This window comes from Shewanella sp. GD04112 (assembly GCF_029835735.1).
GTDB lineage: Bacteria > Pseudomonadota > Gammaproteobacteria > Enterobacterales > Shewanellaceae > Shewanella.
Map to the genome: position 1 here is coordinate 2,307,101 of NZ_JAOEAL010000001.1, position 16,580 is coordinate 2,323,680.

Annotated in this window: 13 protein-coding genes; 11 read left to right on the plus strand and 2 right to left on the minus strand. The window is 46.6% G+C overall.

What is annotated here, in order from left to right; all coding sequences use genetic code 11:
* Positions 1–61 precede the first annotated feature (61 nt).
* Both cmoB and cmoA read right to left on the minus strand, forming a co-directional pair.
* Positions 62–1,054 carry a tRNA 5-methoxyuridine(34)/uridine 5-oxyacetic acid(34) synthase CmoB gene (cmoB, locus tag N7386_RS10250; protein ID WP_011622666.1) on the minus strand — a complete coding sequence of 331 codons (993 nt, stop codon included), beginning with the start codon at positions 1,052–1,054 and terminating at the stop codon, positions 62–64.
* The gene (gene cmoA / locus N7386_RS10255; protein WP_086903458.1) at positions 1,051–1,782 is read right to left on the minus strand and encodes a carboxy-S-adenosyl-L-methionine synthase CmoA; all 732 of its coding nucleotides are present in this window, start codon (positions 1,780–1,782) and stop codon (positions 1,051–1,053) included. Before cmoA ends, cmoB begins: the two co-directional genes overlap by 4 nt.
* A 148-nt stretch (positions 1,783–1,930) precedes the next feature.
* On the opposite strand from cmoA, the gene N7386_RS10260 reads away from it, so the two are divergent.
* The 11 genes from N7386_RS10260 to N7386_RS10310 all read left to right on the plus strand — a co-directional run bounded on the left by N7386_RS10260 (position 1,931) and on the right by N7386_RS10310 (position 16,515).
* Complete coding sequence (locus N7386_RS10260; RefSeq protein WP_086903457.1) at positions 1,931–4,744, plus strand: transporter substrate-binding domain-containing protein; 2,814 nt, start codon at positions 1,931–1,933, stop codon at positions 4,742–4,744.
* 184 nt (positions 4,745–4,928) lie between these two features.
* Entirely contained in the window at positions 4,929–6,704 is a 1,776-nt protein-coding gene (gene aspS / locus N7386_RS10265) for an aspartate--tRNA ligase (protein WP_011716950.1), read from the plus strand.
* Positions 6,705–6,920: 216 nt separating this feature from the next.
* Entirely contained in the window at positions 6,921–7,667 is a 747-nt protein-coding gene (locus N7386_RS10270; protein WP_011622670.1) for a YebC/PmpR family DNA-binding transcriptional regulator, read from the plus strand.
* Positions 7,668–7,940: 273 nt separating this feature from the next.
* Entirely contained in the window at positions 7,941–8,462 is a 522-nt protein-coding gene (ruvC, locus tag N7386_RS10275) for a crossover junction endodeoxyribonuclease RuvC (RefSeq protein ID WP_011622671.1), read from the plus strand.
* Positions 8,459–9,076, plus strand: a complete 618-nt coding sequence (gene ruvA, locus N7386_RS10280; protein ID WP_086903456.1) for a Holliday junction branch migration protein RuvA — start codon at positions 8,459–8,461, stop codon at positions 9,074–9,076. The genes ruvC and ruvA overlap by 4 nt, the downstream gene beginning before the upstream one ends.
* Positions 9,077–9,196: 120 nt before the next feature.
* Positions 9,197–10,201 (plus strand): Holliday junction branch migration DNA helicase RuvB, encoded by a 1,005-nt coding sequence (ruvB, locus tag N7386_RS10285; protein WP_011716952.1) that lies wholly within the window; start codon positions 9,197–9,199, stop codon positions 10,199–10,201.
* A 963-nt stretch (positions 10,202–11,164) separates the two neighbouring features.
* The gene (locus N7386_RS10290) at positions 11,165–13,726 is read left to right on the plus strand and encodes a TonB-dependent receptor (RefSeq protein ID WP_279768331.1); all 2,562 of its coding nucleotides are present in this window, start codon (positions 11,165–11,167) and stop codon (positions 13,724–13,726) included.
* 197 nt (positions 13,727–13,923) lie between these two features.
* Positions 13,924–14,604, plus strand: coding sequence for a response regulator transcription factor (locus N7386_RS10295; RefSeq protein ID WP_088211175.1), 681 nt, complete (start codon positions 13,924–13,926; stop codon positions 14,602–14,604).
* A gap of 179 nt (positions 14,605–14,783) precedes the next feature.
* Positions 14,784–15,911 (plus strand): M14-type cytosolic carboxypeptidase, encoded by a 1,128-nt coding sequence (locus N7386_RS10300; RefSeq protein ID WP_011716955.1) that lies wholly within the window; start codon positions 14,784–14,786, stop codon positions 15,909–15,911.
* 8 nt (positions 15,912–15,919) lie between these two features.
* Complete coding sequence (locus N7386_RS10305; RefSeq protein ID WP_039977219.1) at positions 15,920–16,237, plus strand: hypothetical protein; 318 nt, start codon at positions 15,920–15,922, stop codon at positions 16,235–16,237.
* On the plus strand, positions 16,234–16,515 hold the full coding sequence (locus N7386_RS10310) for a DUF1315 family protein (protein WP_011716957.1): 282 nt from the start codon (positions 16,234–16,236) through the stop codon (positions 16,513–16,515). The genes N7386_RS10305 and N7386_RS10310 overlap by 4 nt, the downstream gene beginning before the upstream one ends.
* Positions 16,516–16,580: the final 65 nt, after the last annotated feature.

Sequence of the window (16,580 nt, forward strand, 5' to 3'; positions counted from 1 at the left end):
ACGGGTTTTATGCCTAGGGTTTACCTAGGCATAAGCGTATTAGGCCACTGGAGTTAACTCGTTAGGTCAAATCTTGATTGGGTTGATTTTTCACCGCAATAATCGTTGCGCGTTTCGGCGCGGGGTAACCCTCGATAGTCTTAGTGATATCGTTAGGGTCAAGATATTCAACCAGTGACTCATTCGGCATCCAATCGGTTCGGCGCTGTTCGGCTAGGGCGGTGACATCGGTGTCGACACAACGTATGTCTGTGAAATCACACTTCTTTAGCCAGAGCATCAGGGCCGCGACGGATGGAATAAACCATACATTATTCATTTTCCCATATCTATCTTGAGGGACGAGTACGGCGTTTTCATCACCATCTATTACTAAAGTCTCTAACACTAATTCTCCACCCATACGTAACTGATCACGTAATTGCAACAAGTGATCAATAGGCGAACGTCTGTGATACAAGACGCCCATGGAGAAAACCGTATCGAATGCATCCAGTGGTGGCAGCTCTTCAATGCCAAGTGGCAGTAAGTGCACCGGGTGATTTTCACCACTTAGGCGCTTAACGGCTTCGAATTGGCATAAAAACAACGGTGAAGGGTCGATGCCCACCACGCGTTTAGCGCCCGCGCCAAGCATGCGCCACATGTGATAGCCGCTGCCACAGCCGACATCGAGCACTGTGCGGTTTTGCAAAGGAGAAATATGCGGGCTCACGCGATCCCACTTCCAATCGCTGCGCCATTCGGTATCGATATGAATGCCGTGGATATGAAATGGGCCTTTGCGCCAAGGCATAAACAGGCGCAGTAGGTTCTCAAGCTTTTCCTTTTCGCCGGGCGTGAGTTGCTCGCCTGTGCCGACAGTGACACTGCTGACAAAATCAACGCGATCTGGGGCGGGATAGTGCAGCTTATTGAGCACTTTTTCCCACTTGGGTAAGTTGCCGTGTTTATGTTCTCTTTGCCATTTGCCGAGAATGGCTGGCAAAGTCTCGAGCCAATGCTGCAAATTGGAATCGGCAATTTGTTGGTAAAAGGAACTGAAACTGATCACTTGATGGCCACCATGGAAGAGAAATTAAAACATTGGAACCACAAGCTAAAGTGGCTAAACCCTTGGCGAGTCAAACGTTGCTGGTGGAGAGTTAAGGTATCGGGCTTCATCACGTTTTCGAGCGCGCTGCGCTTTTGACTGATTTCGAGCTCGCTGTAGCCATTGGCGCGTTTAAAGTCTAAGTGCAGCTCTTCGAGCACACTTTGAATAGGCGCATCATCGAAGCGAATTTTTTCCGACAGCACTAACAGACCGCCGGGATTCAAACCGTGATAAATCTTCGCGATCAGCGCTTCTCTGTCCTCTGGCGGTAAAAATTGCAGGGTAAAGTTAAGCACGACTAAAGAAGCGTTTTCGATGTGAATATCACGAATATCGCCGCAGATCAGCTCAACCTCAGTATCACTCACATAGGCATTGAGGTTTTCTTGGCAGCGCGTCACCATGGATTCGCTATTGTCCACGGCGATAATGCGGCAATCGCGGCCCTGGATTTGACGGCGAATGCTTAAGGTGGCAGCACCTAAAGAGCAACCTAAATCATAGACTTGGGTATTAGGCTTGACGAAACGATCCGCAAAATCGCCAATAGTATTGATAATTTGCGCATAGCCAGGCACCGAGCGGCGGATCATGTCACTGAAGACACCCGCGACACGGTTATCAAACTGGAAATCGCTAATGTGTTCGCTCGCTTGAGCGTAGATAGTATCTTGGGAAGCGTTCATCTGGGAATATCTCGAAAATTCAGCCATGCATTTTAACGAATCCCGTTGACTAGCAGCAAGTCTCAGCTAGTAATTTGCCCGAAATTTCTGTCTAATATGCATCAATAACAAAGTATTTACATTGTACATCAAGTACTAGGGACCCCAGTTGAAGTTAGTGCTCCAGCTTATCGTGATCCTGTGTTGCATACTCACCAGTAACGCAGTTAACGCCAGTCAAGGACAGACTGAGTCACTGATTGTGGTGATGGGGGAAGACAGCTTTCCCTATCAGTTTGTCGACAACGACGGTGAAGCCACGGGTTTATTAGTGGATCTGTGGAAGGAATGGGGCAAGCGTACCAATACACCATTAGTATTTGTGGCGCGTCACTGGAATGAGTCATTGCAGCAGTTGCAGCAGGGTAAAGCCCAAGTGCATATCGGCATGGGACAGACGCCCGAGCGTGAACAGTTGTTTGATTTTGCGGAGCCTATTGCCGATGTCAGTACCTATCTTTACCTGCATAAATCCTTGCAGGGTAAAAAGTCCATTAAGGAACTTATTCCTTACCAAATCGGAATTGTGAGTGGCTCATCCCATGAGGCTGAGCTTCGCCGTATCGAGCCGAATTTAGTCTTCAAATATTATGAGAGCCGTGAAAAATTACTGGCGGGTGTTGCAGCGGGCGAAACGGTCGTCTTTGCAGGACTCGATGGCTATCTGCGCGATCCTGCATCAAGCCAAGCAATTGCGGGCAGTTTTCCCATCAGTGCGCGTATTCCAATCAAGGCCATGCAGTTTGTCCCCGCGGTGATGAAAGGCAATCAAGCTTTAGTCGAGAAGATTAATCAGGGGTTTCATTCACTCGATGCACGTTTTGTGCAACAAACCGAGCGTCGCTGGTTAGGCTATCACGGGCAAAAAGCGGGTCTTGTGGTGGCGATGCAGCTAGGCGTTGAGCCCTTTGTCGATTTAGGCGTCGATGGCTTGCCCCATGGATTTTATGTGGATCTCTGGCAACTATGGTCGGCGAAGACCGGCATTAATGTGGATTTTATCTCGGGCGACATGAATGCCAGTGTCAATGATGTGCGCCAAGGTTTAGCCGATGCGCATATTGGTTACCCTGAAAGTGACGAATTGAAAACTGGCTTAACCCGCGCATGGCAACTCTATACGGTGAAGAGTCGGTTGTTTTTATATCAGCAACAACTGACCGATTTACAGAGTTTAAAAGGCAAACGTATCGGTGTTGTGCCGACAGCGCCTTATCTCGTTGCGCTGCGTAAAGCGCTGCCCGATGTCACGCTGCGTTATTACGAAAATATGGACAGCATGGTCGCGGGTGCGCGCTCGGGCGAGATCGCAGGCTTTGTTGCCGCGGGTGCATGGACTTCCCACTATTTATTGCAAAATAAGGCTTGGTCCGAATTTCATCAATATCCTGAGCTTGAGTTTCCGACCGATGTGTATGTACTGACCCGCAGTGACGATCCCGGCTTAACCCAGCGCATTGCTAATGGTTTTCGCAGTATTAGCATGCAGGAATTTGCCGAGGTAGAGCAGAAATGGATGCTTAACCCTAAGGATCGCATTTTTAACCAAAAGGGATTACACGGCATTCAGCTCTCAAGCAGTGAGCAAGATTACCTCTCGCAACTCGGTGAGCTTAAACTCGGTTACTTGAAACAGTGGCCGCCAATGGAGTTTAGCGATGAGCAAGGCCAGTTTGCGGGGATTAATAGCGATGTCAGCCAGCTGTTAGCCGAGCAACTGCGGATTAATATTCAGCCCGTCGCCTTTGACGATTGGCACTCGCTGATTGGCGCCTTGCGTTCAGGCGAGATTGCACTGGCGGGCAGTATTGCTCAAACCGCCGAGCGCCAGCAATTTTTAACTTTTAGCGATCCCTACTGGCCATCACCATGGGGTTTAGTATCACAGCTTGAGCAAGTCTCGGTATTTAATCTGGCGCAATTGGCGGGACAAAGGGTGGCAGTGGTGGAGGGCTATCATCTGGTGGCGCAACTGATGGCATTGCAGCCCTCGCTCAAACTGGTGCTGGTGCCTGATACCCAGTCGGGACTCTCGGCGGTCAACGATGGCCATGCGGATGTGTTTATCGATAAAGTCGTGACGCTGGCCTCTGAGTTAAAAACAGGCCAATATCCGTTGCTGAAAATGTCACTCCTCAGTGACTTAGCCGATCAGCACAGCCACTTTGGACTTAACCCGCAGTATGCGCCGCTGGTTCCCTTAATCAATCGCGTGTTGGCGCAAATCGATCAACATACGCAGCAACAAATCTATTCCCATTGGGTGAGTTTTTCTTTGACGACGGATAACAGTCAATATCTGCAATGGATCCGTTATTTATTGCTCGGGGCGTTAGTGTTATCTGGCGTGATGGTGGCGATTTTAGTCGTTAATCGTCGTTTGAATCTTGAGATCACCCGCCGAATTGCCGCTGAAAAGCGTTTGCAGCATGTTGCTAGTCACGATGCCTTAACCCAATTGCCTAATAGGGCACTGTTGGATGATAGATTGTCTCAGGCCTTACTTGCCCATCGGCGAGATCATAGCCATTTCGCCTTGTTGTTTATCGATTTGGATGGCTTTAAACAAATTAACGATCAATATGGTCATCCTGTGGGGGATGCACTGCTATTAAAAGTGGCGGGATTATTGACCAAAGCCATTCGCAATTCTGATACAGTGGCAAGATTCGGCGGCGATGAGTTTGTGATCCTGCTAAATCGTGTGCAAGATCTCGATGCCGCGACCCAAGTTGCTGATAATATTCTGCACTCGTTATCGTCACCTTTTAGCATAGAAGGGGTGACCGTTGAGGTGGCTATCAGTATTGGCGTGGTCATTTATCCCCGCGATGGCGATACGGCCATCGAGTTAATGAAGAAAGCCGACCAACTGATGTATCAAGCCAAAACGGCGGGTGGCCGTTGCTACCGCCTAGCTTGATGGTTTTTTGAACGCTTATACGCAGATAGTGCGTTCGCCTCTAGTCAAGGGCGTAAAACTGTTTGATACTTCACCGCCTAAAAGTGAAGTACTTTGGTAATCGGCATTATTTGACTATAATGCCGCTTTTATCTCGTTTTGATTATTTCCAAAGCACCGGTTTCCGGATAAAGGATAGAGTTAGATGCGCAGTCATTATTGTGGAGACGTCAATAAGTCTCACGTTGGACAAGAAGTTACCTTGGTAGGTTGGGTTAATCGTAGCCGTGATTTGGGTGGCGTGGTCTTTTTAGATTTAAGAGACAGAGAAGGTCTGGTCCAAGTGGTTTACGATCCAGATTTACCTGAGGTGTTCAATGTGGCCAGTACGCTGCGCGCCGAGTTTTGTGTGCAGGTAAAAGGCGTGGTTCGTGCCCGTCCTGATAGCCAAGTCAACGCGCAAATGAAGACCGGCGAAATTGAAGTATTAGGTAAAGAACTGACGATCATCAACAGTTCTGAGCCGCTGCCGCTGAGCTTAGATAACTATCAAAACAACAGTGAAGAGCAGCGTCTAAAGTACCGTTATTTAGATTTACGTCGCCCAGAAATGGCGCAGCGCTTAATGTTCCGCGCGAAAGTGACCAGTGCTGTGCGTCGTTTCCTCGACTCAAACGGTTTCTTAGATATCGAAACGCCTATCCTGACTAAGGCAACGCCAGAAGGTGCACGTGACTATTTAGTGCCAAGCCGCACTTACAAAGGTCAATTCTTCGCGCTACCACAATCACCACAGCTGTTTAAACAGTTACTGATGATGTCAGGCTTTGATCGTTACTATCAAATCGTAAAATGCTTCCGTGACGAAGACTTACGTGCTGATCGTCAGCCAGAATTTACTCAAATCGATATCGAAACCTCATTTATGACGTCTGAGCAGGTGATGGCTAAGACCGAAGAGATGATGCGTGGTCTGTTCCTTGAGATGCTGAACGTCGATTTAGGCGAATTCCCACGTATGACCTATAACGAAGCCATGCGTCGTTTCGGTTCAGATAAGCCAGATTTACGTAACCCATTAGAACTGGTTGACGTCGCTGACTTGCTCAAAGAAGTGGAGTTTGCGGTATTCTCAGGCCCAGCTAATGATGAAGAAGGCCGTGTTGCGGCCCTGCGTATTCCTGGTGGCGCGAGCTTATCCCGTAAGCAAATCGATGATTACACTAAGTTTGTCGGTATTTACGGTGCTAAAGGTTTAGCGTGGATGAAGCTAAACGACCTGACTCAAGGCTTAGAAGGCATTCAATCACCTGTGCTTAAGTTCTTGAACGAAGGCATTGTAAACGAAATCATCAGCCGCACTGGCGCACAAACTGGCGATATCATCCTGTTTGGTGCCGATAACGCGACTGTGGTTGCTGAATCTATGGGCGCACTGCGTCTTAAAGCCGGTGAAGACTTTAATCTGCTCGAAGGTCAATGGCGTCCACTGTGGGTGGTTGACTTCCCAATGTTTGAGAAGATCAACGGCAGCTTCCACGCGGTTCACCATCCGTTTACTGCGCCACGCGGCGTGACACCACAAGAGCTGGAAGCCAATCCGGCTAACCGTGTGTCAGATGCTTACGACATGGTATTAAACGGCTGTGAATTAGGTGGTGGTTCAGTTCGTATCCACAACCAAGAGATGCAATCTGCGGTATTCCGTATTCTTGGCATCACCGATGAAGAAGCGAAAGAGAAATTCGGCTTCTTACTCGAAGCGCTGCGCTACGGTACGCCGCCACATGCGGGTCTGGCATTCGGTTTAGACCGTATTATCATGCTGATGACGGGCGCAAGCTCAATCCGTGATGTGATGGCTTTCCCGAAAACCACCACAGCTGCGTGTCCGTTAACCAATGCCCCAGGTTTTGCTAACCCACAACAATTAGCTGAACTAGGTATTTCCGTGGTGAAAGCCGCGAAGACTGAAGACTAATCTTTAGTATTTATCGAGTACCGAGGCGCAAGCCTCGGTCTATTTTTACCCCGTCATTTCATTTCTTATCAATATCTGCGTTATCGACGTCACTGAATTTGCCGTCAATCTTTGTGTAAAGGAACATTGGTTATAGGAACCTTGCAAGAGGCGCCGTCAAGGTTACCTTAGGCTATTGATAAGATGTGCAATGGCTATGTGTAGAGGAGAACTCCCATGGCAGGTCATAGTAAGTGGGCCAACATTAAACACCGCAAAGCAGCGCAAGATGCCAAACGCGGTAAACTCTTTACCAAATTTATCCGCGAGTTAACGGTTTCTGCCCGTGAAGGTGGTTCGGATCCCGATTCAAATCCGCGTCTGCGTATTGCAATCGATAAAGCGCTTGGCGGCAACATGACCCGCGACACCATTGAGCGCGCAATTAAACGTGGCGCCGGTGAGCTTGAAGGTCAGCAACTCGAAACCATTATTTACGAAGGCTATGGCCCTGGCGGCACCGCTGTGATGGTCGAGACCATGACAGATAACCGTAACCGTACCGTGAGCGGCGTGCGTAATGCCTTTAGTAAATCGGGTGGGAATTTAGGGACCGATGGTTCGGTTGCTTATTTGTTCACTAAGCGCGGCGTGTTGTCCTATGCGCCGGGCACAGATGAAGACGCCCTGATGGACGCGGCGCTAGAAGCAGGCGCCGAAGATGTGGTGAGTTACGATGATGGTGCAATTGACGTATTTACCGAACCGACCGAGTTTTATGGGGTGAAAGATGCCCTCGATGCGGCGGGATTTGTCAGTGATAACGCCGAAATCGCGATGATAGCCTCGACCAAAGCGGAGTTAGATGCCGAGACGGCGGAGAAGTTTATGCGTCTTATCGATACCCTCGAAGAGCACGATGATGTGCAAGAGGTGTATCATAATGCCGAAATCTCCGATGAGATTATGGAAAGTTTAGGGTAAGCCTAAGCTGTCATTTGATTTTTATCTTAGTAGGTGGCCGGAGCTGAGCTCGCCAGAGCTTGGTTCTTGCATAGATCAGTTCTTACATAGAGCGGTTCTTACATAGAGCAAGCGCTTAACACTGAGCTTTGAACCAGCGTTTAGACACCACATATTGCTTATTGGGTCACCTTAGATTTACCTTTGATTTATTGATGTTTTTTGCGCTGTTGCTCGGTTTACAATTGCCGTTATCTAGGTTGAATTAATTCGAGTACAGACATTAGGGATAGCATGGCGATTATTTTAGGGGTTGACCCAGGTTCTCGGATCACAGGTTACGGCGTTATCCAATGCCAAGGGCGTCAGCAACTTTATTTGGGCAGTGGCTGCATTCGCACCTCGGGCGAGGATTTACCATTAAGACTCAAGCAAATCTTTGATGGGATCAGTGAAATTATTCGCCAATACCAACCCGATGAATTTGCGATTGAGCGAGTGTTTCTCGCCAAGAATGCCGACTCGGCCTTGAAATTGGGTCAAGCCCGTGGTGCGGCCATCGTGGCTGCGACAGTGGCCAACTTACCCGTTGCCGAATACAGTGCCACCCAAATTAAGAATGCGGTGGTCGGAACGGGGCGAGCCAAGAAAGAACAGGTTCAACATATGATCCAGCAATTGCTTAAGTTGCCTGCGGCGCCACAGGCCGACGCTGCTGATGCGCTCGGCGTTGCGGTATGTCATTATCACACCAATCAAAGTTTGGTCGCCTTAAGCGGCCGAGCGACAACAAGAACATATGGACGGTACAGATGATAGGTCGTTTACGTGGCGTGTTAATTGAAAAGCAAGCGCCAGAGGTGTTGATTGATGTCAATGGTGTAGGGTACGAGTTACAGATGCCCCTCACCAGCTTCTATGAACTCCCCGAGGTCAATCAACCGACCACAGTGTATACCCATTTTGTGGTGCGTGAAGATGCCCAGCTGCTTTACGGCTTTATCACTAAACAAGAGCGCTCACTGTTTCGTTTGCTTATCAAGGCCAACGGCGTGGGTCCTAAACTGGCGTTAACCATTCTTTCTGGCATGACCGCCAGCGAGTTTGTGGGCTGTGTCGAGCGCGATGATATAGTGACGCTGGTGAAATTACCCGGTGTTGGTAAAAAGACTGCCGAACGTTTATTGGTTGAGATGCGCGATAAATTGAAGAGCTTAATGGAGGCATCCGTAGGCTCTGAGCGTGAGTTCGTGCTGCAATCTAACTATTCACCGGCTCCGACGGTCAACAGTGCCGAAGAGGATGCGATTTCAGCCTTGATCTCCCTCGGCTATAAACCACCACAGGCGAGTAAAGCCGTTTCTGCCACCTATAAAGAAGGCATGGACAGTGAGACCTTGATTAAAGCCGCGTTAAAATCGATGCTCTAATGGCATGGTTTTCATTGAGGCTAGTGTTATATTGCGGTACGCGATTTTTGCAGCCAGTTAGGTTGCAACTGCACCAAAATAGCAAGTGCCGTATGTCGATGCGGTAACAGGAATAGGTAAATGATTGAAGCAGATAGACTGATCCAGCCGCAGCTGCAAGGTCAAGACGATGTTATCGACAGGGCCATGCGCCCTAAATTGCTCGATGAATATACTGGGCAGGATGATACGCGTGCCCAATTAAAAGTGTTTATTCAAGCGGCAAAGAATCGCGAAGAAGCCTTAGACCATATGTTGATCTACGGCCCGCCGGGGTTAGGTAAAACCACCTTAGCCATGATTGTGGCTAATGAAATGGGGGTGAACATCAAATCGACGTCGGGGCCTGTGCTCGAGAAAGCCGGGGACTTGGCGGCGCTGCTCACCAATCTTGAGGCGGGGGATGTGCTTTTTATCGATGAAATTCACCGCTTAAGTCCTGTCGTCGAAGAAATTCTGTATCCTGCGATGGAAGACTATCAGCTGGATATTATGATTGGTGAGGGGCCTGCTGCACGTTCAATTAAGTTGGACTTACCGCCTTTTACCTTAGTGGGTGCGACCACGCGGGCAGGGGCGTTAACCTCTCCGTTAAGGGCGCGTTTTGGCATTCCACTGCGGCTCGAGTTTTATAATGTTAAAGATTTAAGCACCATTGTGACCCGTTCGGCGCAGGTGATGGGATTGGCCATTGATAGTGAAGGGGCCACCGAAATTGCCAAGCGCTCACGGGGAACCCCGAGGATCGCCAACCGTTTACTGCGCCGAGTGCGTGACTATGCGGAAGTGAAACACGACGGTGCTGTAACGCAAAAAGTCGCAGAGCAGGCGCTTGATTTGCTCGATGTCGATGGCGAAGGTTTCGATTATATGGATCGAAAACTGCTGCTTGCTATTATCGATAAGTTTATGGGAGGCCCTGTAGGGCTTGATAACCTTGCCGCGGCTATTGGTGAGGAGCGTGAAACCATTGAAGATGTATTGGAGCCTTTCCTTATCCAACAAGGATTTATCCAACGTACTCCACGCGGGCGTATTGCCACAACCAGAGCCTATCTTCATTTTGGCATGATAAAACCAGAGTAACATCCAAGAAGGATGACCTTGTTAACAAAAAGCGGCCTCGGCCGCTTTTTTGTTTTTATCGATTTGTTATTGCTACTTTTTGTCACCAGATTACTTGCCGCTAGGAGTATCCACATCTGTATCGTTAAATGAATATTATTTAATGAATAACGACTTAATTAAATGGGCTGTGGAGCAGGTTCGTCACTTGAATACTGTTTTTATTTAAATTTATTCGGCTAAATAATGTTCTTACTTTGGTTTGTAAATAATATTTAATCTAGTTAATTAACAACAATAAAACAAATGTATTTGTATGTTGAATTTAAACCGCTCGAAATGGCATTTGTGTTGTTTACAAAACAAGCATTCTCATAATGCTTTTACATTGTAATGGTTCTTCTTATGTTCACTTTTTTAGCACTTATCCCACTCTAAAACACCTAGAGCTTAAGTTTGATATTAATCGACAATGAATTGTTGCATTTGTGTTTATTGCACACTTGCGGTGCATAAAAATCACAAGTTATTCATTTTGTATCAATGTGCAATGAGAAACCCATGATATCTACACGATTCTTTCTGTTGCAATGATTACCAATATGCATATTTTTTCATAATTAATCGACATATTATTCTGTGCATCAGATAGTCTTCCTTTAGAAAAGTGTGATAAGTGTCACATTTTCGAGGTAATCATATGTTTTCTTAATGTTATTTTATTAACAGTTTTTGTCACTAAAAATTATCGTTATATATGGTGTTTAATGCTAACAATAGGATTGAAATAGCATTCAAGATTTAAATCAAACAATCGATTTACAATATTGATAAAAATACAGAACAAAATGATGTTCAAGGTTAAAAAAATGAGCATTGACTGAATGAAAGTGAATCCTCAGTATCAAGCGCAACAGTCGTACAGCATTAGTTGTACAAGCTGTAAGCATAAAAATAATAGTAAGATCTAGGGAGCATTCATTCATGATCAAAAGAACCAAAGTTGCGTCGGCTATTAATTTAGCTGTCGTCAGCTCAATTGCTGCTGGTACCTTTGTCGCATCAAGCGCATTTGCAGCTGAAGAGACTGCAAAAGTAGAACGTATTGAAGTCACGGGTTCACGTATTCAACGTCAAGATATGGAAACAGCTTCTCCTGTTACCGTTATTGATGCTGCTGCAATCAAAGCAGAAGGCTTTACCTCTGTAGACCAAATGTTGCAAGTTCAAACCTCTATGGCGGGTGCTGCGGTTGGTTCAACCACCAACAACGGTGCGGACGGTGTTGCACAAGTTGACTTACGTGGTATGGGCTCGCAACGTACTCTCGTATTGCTGAACGGTCGTCGTATGGTGAACTCAGGTTCAGGTGCTGACAGTGCTGTGGATTTAAACTCTATCCCAGTTGCTATGATCGCTCGCGTTGAAATCCTTAAAGATGGTGCTTCAGCGGTATACGGTTCTGATGCGATTGCCGGTGTAGTGAACATCATCACTAAGAAAGATTTCGATGGTTTCCAATTAGACTTTAACGGCAGCGGCACCGACAAAGGTGACGGCGAAAACGGTGACATCAGCGCATTGTACGGCTTCAATACTGAAGGCGGTAACTATACCTTTGGTGCAGCTTACTCTGACCGTCGTGGTGTAGTTCAAGGTGACCGTGATTGGTATGATCCACTGGACAATACCAGTTCTATCATCCCAACGGGTGCTTTAAATCAAAAAGTTATCGATGCCAACGGTAATTGGGTTAAAAGAACTTCGACTTATGACTACTCAAATGATGTCTATTTCCAAACACCAAGTGAGCGCCGTAGCTTATTTGCAAATATGACGCAAGAGCTAGGCAATGATGTTGTTCTGACTGCGGATGCTATTTATACCAATCGCCGTTCTAACCAACAGCTTGCAGCACAGCCAGCTCAAATCAAATTGAATGTGTGTGGCGATCCAAGAGTTACCGATCCTACAGCAGGATGTCTGACCCTTGACCAAGGCATGATTGATGCTGGTATTGAAGCTGATGCCCGTGGACAAGTGCAATACAACAGACGTATGAAGGATGTTGGCCCGCGTATTTATAACCAAGATACTGATACTTGGCGTTTATCAGCTGGTTTAGCAGGTTCTTTAGACGTTCATACGGGTATGAATTGGAATGTGGATTACACATTTGGTAAGAACGAAGCTAAGACAGGTGTTGCTAACTCTATTAACGCAACATTGATGGCTAATTCAATCTATGCCGACCCATATGCTTGGTTTGAAGGTTCTCCTTTGACTGATGAGATGAAGGATGTTTCTTATGACCAGCAAGAGACGGGTGGTAATGAGCAGCAAACATTATCTGCAGGCTTAAACGGTGAATTATTCGATCTGAGTGCTGGAGCCGTGGGTTTCGCTATTGGTGCTGAATACCGTCGTGAAAGTGGTTTCTACAATCCAGATGCAATTGTTGTTGCAGGTGACAGTACTGCCGCTCAACAAGATCCTACAAGTGGCAATTACAACGTTATTTCTATCTTCCAAGAAGTGAGCGTGCCATTTACGGAAAAACTAACGGGTGAATTTGCTCTGCGCTTAGACGATTACTCTACTTTCGGTAAAGCGACTACTTGGAAAATTGGTTTAACCTACACTGCAACAGATGAGCTGATGGTTCGTACCGTAGCTGCTACCGGTTTCCGTGCTCCTAGCGTTGCTGAGCTATATGGCGGTAACTCAGGTTCATTTGATTATTTAACTAATCCTTGGTTACCTATGAGTGATCAAACTGGACAGATTTTAGTTAACCGTACATCTGATCCAGATTTGAAACCTGAAGAGTCAGAATCTTACACTGCAGGCTTAGTATATTCGCCAAGCTATATTGATGGCATGTCAATCACCCTTGACTACTGGCGTTTCAAAGTCACTGATGCAATTGCTCGTGCAGACGTGCAAGTTGGTTTAGACGCGTGTCATGGTGGTGATGCAGAAGCTTGTAGCACATTCAATATCACTGCTGATGGTGACTTATTCAACTTAACAAGTGCACTGACTAACGTAGGTTCACAGGACACTAGCGGTGTTGACTTCAACTTAGCATATAACTTTGAGCTACTTGGTTTAGATTGGAAAGTGAGTAACGATACTACTTACTTGATTAAGTTCGAACAGGATGGTGAAAACTATACTGGCACAATCGATGGTAATATGGGAGCTTATGCTCGCGTACGTAACAACTTCAGCATCTCTGCAGGTCAAGATGATTGGAGCGTAATGTACTTCAACCGCTATATTAGATCGATGACTGATGTTTACACTGATTATGATGCCAATGACAATCCATTCGTTGCAGTAAGAGGTGTAGATTCAATTCTGTATCACAACATTTCTGGTACTTACCATCTAAATGACAGCACAACTGTTAGTTTAGGTGTGAAGAACTTTACTGATGAGAAACCTCTTTACGTAACTAACGGCAGTGATGCTGGTACTGTTCCAGAGGTTTACGACACTATCGGCCGTACTATTTACGGTGGTGTAACAGTTAAGTTCTAATCTAAAACAGAACCAACCTTTAAAAAGCGCCTTCGGGCGCTTTTTTGTTTTGGTGCAAAAGGTTACAAGCCGTTATCTATCGCTGCCAACTTGATCACAATTAAGCGAATACTGATTTTTAATCATCTTCTAATGCTAGAGACAAATTTTTAGTTATGGTAACATAAATGATATTGATTCTCGTTTGGTGTTTAGGGATGAGTAAAATACTGTTAGTCGATGATGATCCATTATTCAGAGTTTGGTTAACTGAAGCGCTTAAAGCACAGGGACATGAAGTTGAATGTGCCGTAAACGGCGTTGAAGGGCTCAAACGTATTCGCAGCTTTATGCCCGATATTATTATGCTCGATCTGGTGATGCCGCAAATGGATGGTTTCTCACTATTAGAGGCGAGGGACTGTATGACGCCTATCATGATGCTCTCTGCCCGTGATAATGAGGCTGACAGGATCCGAAGTTACGAGCTTGGTGCGGATGATTTCTTAACGAAACCCTTTAGCATTAAAGAGTTATTGGTGCGTTTGCATGCCTTAGAGCGGCGATTAATTCCGCGCGCCATAGAGCCAATGGCAATCGAGCAGGCGACAATCCAGCCAGTCAAATTCGATGAGGCTGCCTATAGGATCACTATTGGCAAAAATGCCGTGGAACTCACCCAAACCGAGTTTAGGTTGTTTAAATATCTGTTCGAGCGTAAGGGGCAAGTGATCACTAAGCAAGAACTGCAAAAATCCGTATTGCAGAAGGACTTAGGACGCTTCGATCGTAACTTGGATATGCATATCAGTAATACAAGGCGCAAGCTGGCGAATACCCGTTTACCGCGGACATTAATCAATACGGTCCGTGGTCAAGGGTACAGTTTTTCCGCTTGATGTGTTGTGAGAGTTTACAAACTAGGCACTGATGAATTACAGCGCGACTGCTGGCTTCTTAGGCAATTTTAGTCGCTTTCATTTTCCCCTGATACGGATTTGGTTTATTCTAACGGGCATTATAGTAGATGCGTATTCAGCATCATTACCCTCACATGAATAACCAAGTAGGAATCATTATGCGGATCAGTGCCAATTTTGATGGCGGAAATATCCAAGTCATTAATCTTGATAATAAAGACGATATTCAACTGGCAATCCGTCCCGATGCGGGCGGTGAGTTTTATCAATGGTTCAACTTCCGATTCGAAGGTGAGGTGGGTAATCAATACACCTTGAATATCATCAATGCGGGCACTGCCTCCTATCCTAAGGGCTGGCAAGATTACCATGCGGTCGCCAGTTACGACCGTCAGCATTGGTTCCGTGTGCCAACCCAATATATCGATGGCAAACTGAGCATTCAGTTAGCACTTGATTGTGATGCAATTCAAATCGCTTACTTTGCGCCCTACAGCTACGAGCGTCACTTAGATCTTCTCAGCAATGCACAATTGCATCCCGATGTTAATCTTGAGCATTTAGGTCTGACCTTAGATGGCCGCGATATCACCCTGATGAAAGTGGGCGATGGCAATCCTGATAAACGCAATATCTGGATCACCGCAAGACAACATCCCGGTGAAACCATGGCGGAATGGTTAGTCGAAGGGTTAGTGAATCGTTTGCTGGATAATGATTGTCCAACGGCAAAAGCGCTGCTCGATAAAGCGAACTTCTACATTGTGCCTAACATGAACCCGGATGGCAGCGTAAGAGGCCATCTGCGTACCAATGCGATTGGGGTTAACCTTAACCGTGAATGGCAAACCCCGAGCTTAGAAAGAAGCCCAGAGGTTTACCACGTAGTGCATAAAATGCAGCAAACGGGCGTAGATTTATTTTACGATGTGCATGGCGATGAAGGCCTGCCCTATGTATTCCTCGCGGGTTGTGAAGGTGTTCCCGCTTACAATGAGCGATTGGCGCAGCTACAAGCTGATTTTAGTCAGGCATTAACTTTGGCCAGTGCCGATTTCCAAACCGAGTTTGGTTACGCTAAAGACGAGCCAGGTCAAGCCAACTTGACCGTGGCCTCTAATTGGGTGGCGCAAACCTTCGATTGCTTGTCGAACACCTTAGAAATGCCTTTTAAAGACAACAACAACCTGCAGGATCCGTTTGTGGGTTGGTCGCCAGAGCGCAGCATTTATTTAGGCGAAGCGTCATTGATTGCCATGCTCGCCGTGGTTGATAAGTTAAGATAGGTGTGACTATGGCATTAATCGAATGTCCAATCTGCCGTAAACGGATGTCGAGCAAAGCACCAGCTTGCCCGCATTGTGAGGCAAAAACCAATGGTGACAATAGCTCGCTCGCACGGATCAGTCATATCCAAAAATCCAGCAGCTTAATGAACCAAAGCTTTGTGGCCATGACGCTGTTTATTGCGGGAGTGGTGATTTGGTTTTGGGGCGGCGAACCTGCCGAAGGTTTACGCGCGACCATTGGCGCCATCTGTTTTGTCTTTGGTTTTGTGGGCTATTTAATTACCCGCGTTAGAATCGTATTACATAAGCGAAAGAGTGTATGACCGACATTAATCAAGTTATCGACCAAATGCCTGAAGAAGTCTATGAAAGGCTGCGTAGCGCCGCTGAATTAGGCAAATGGGAAGATGGCACAGTATTGACCGAAGCCCAGCGTGAATCGACTCTTCAAGTGGTGATGCTCTATCAGGCGCGCCGCTTAGATCAAACTGAGCATTTCACCATAGCGGCCGGTGGAAAGTTAAATGAGTTATCGAAGGCGGAATTGAAGAAACAATTCCGTGGTGAGTCGATTGCCGAGTTTAAAGCTGACGAACTCTAATCGCAGACTTGATGCTTAAATAACAAAAAGCCCACTAATGTGGGCTTTTTCATGCGTAACGTTTC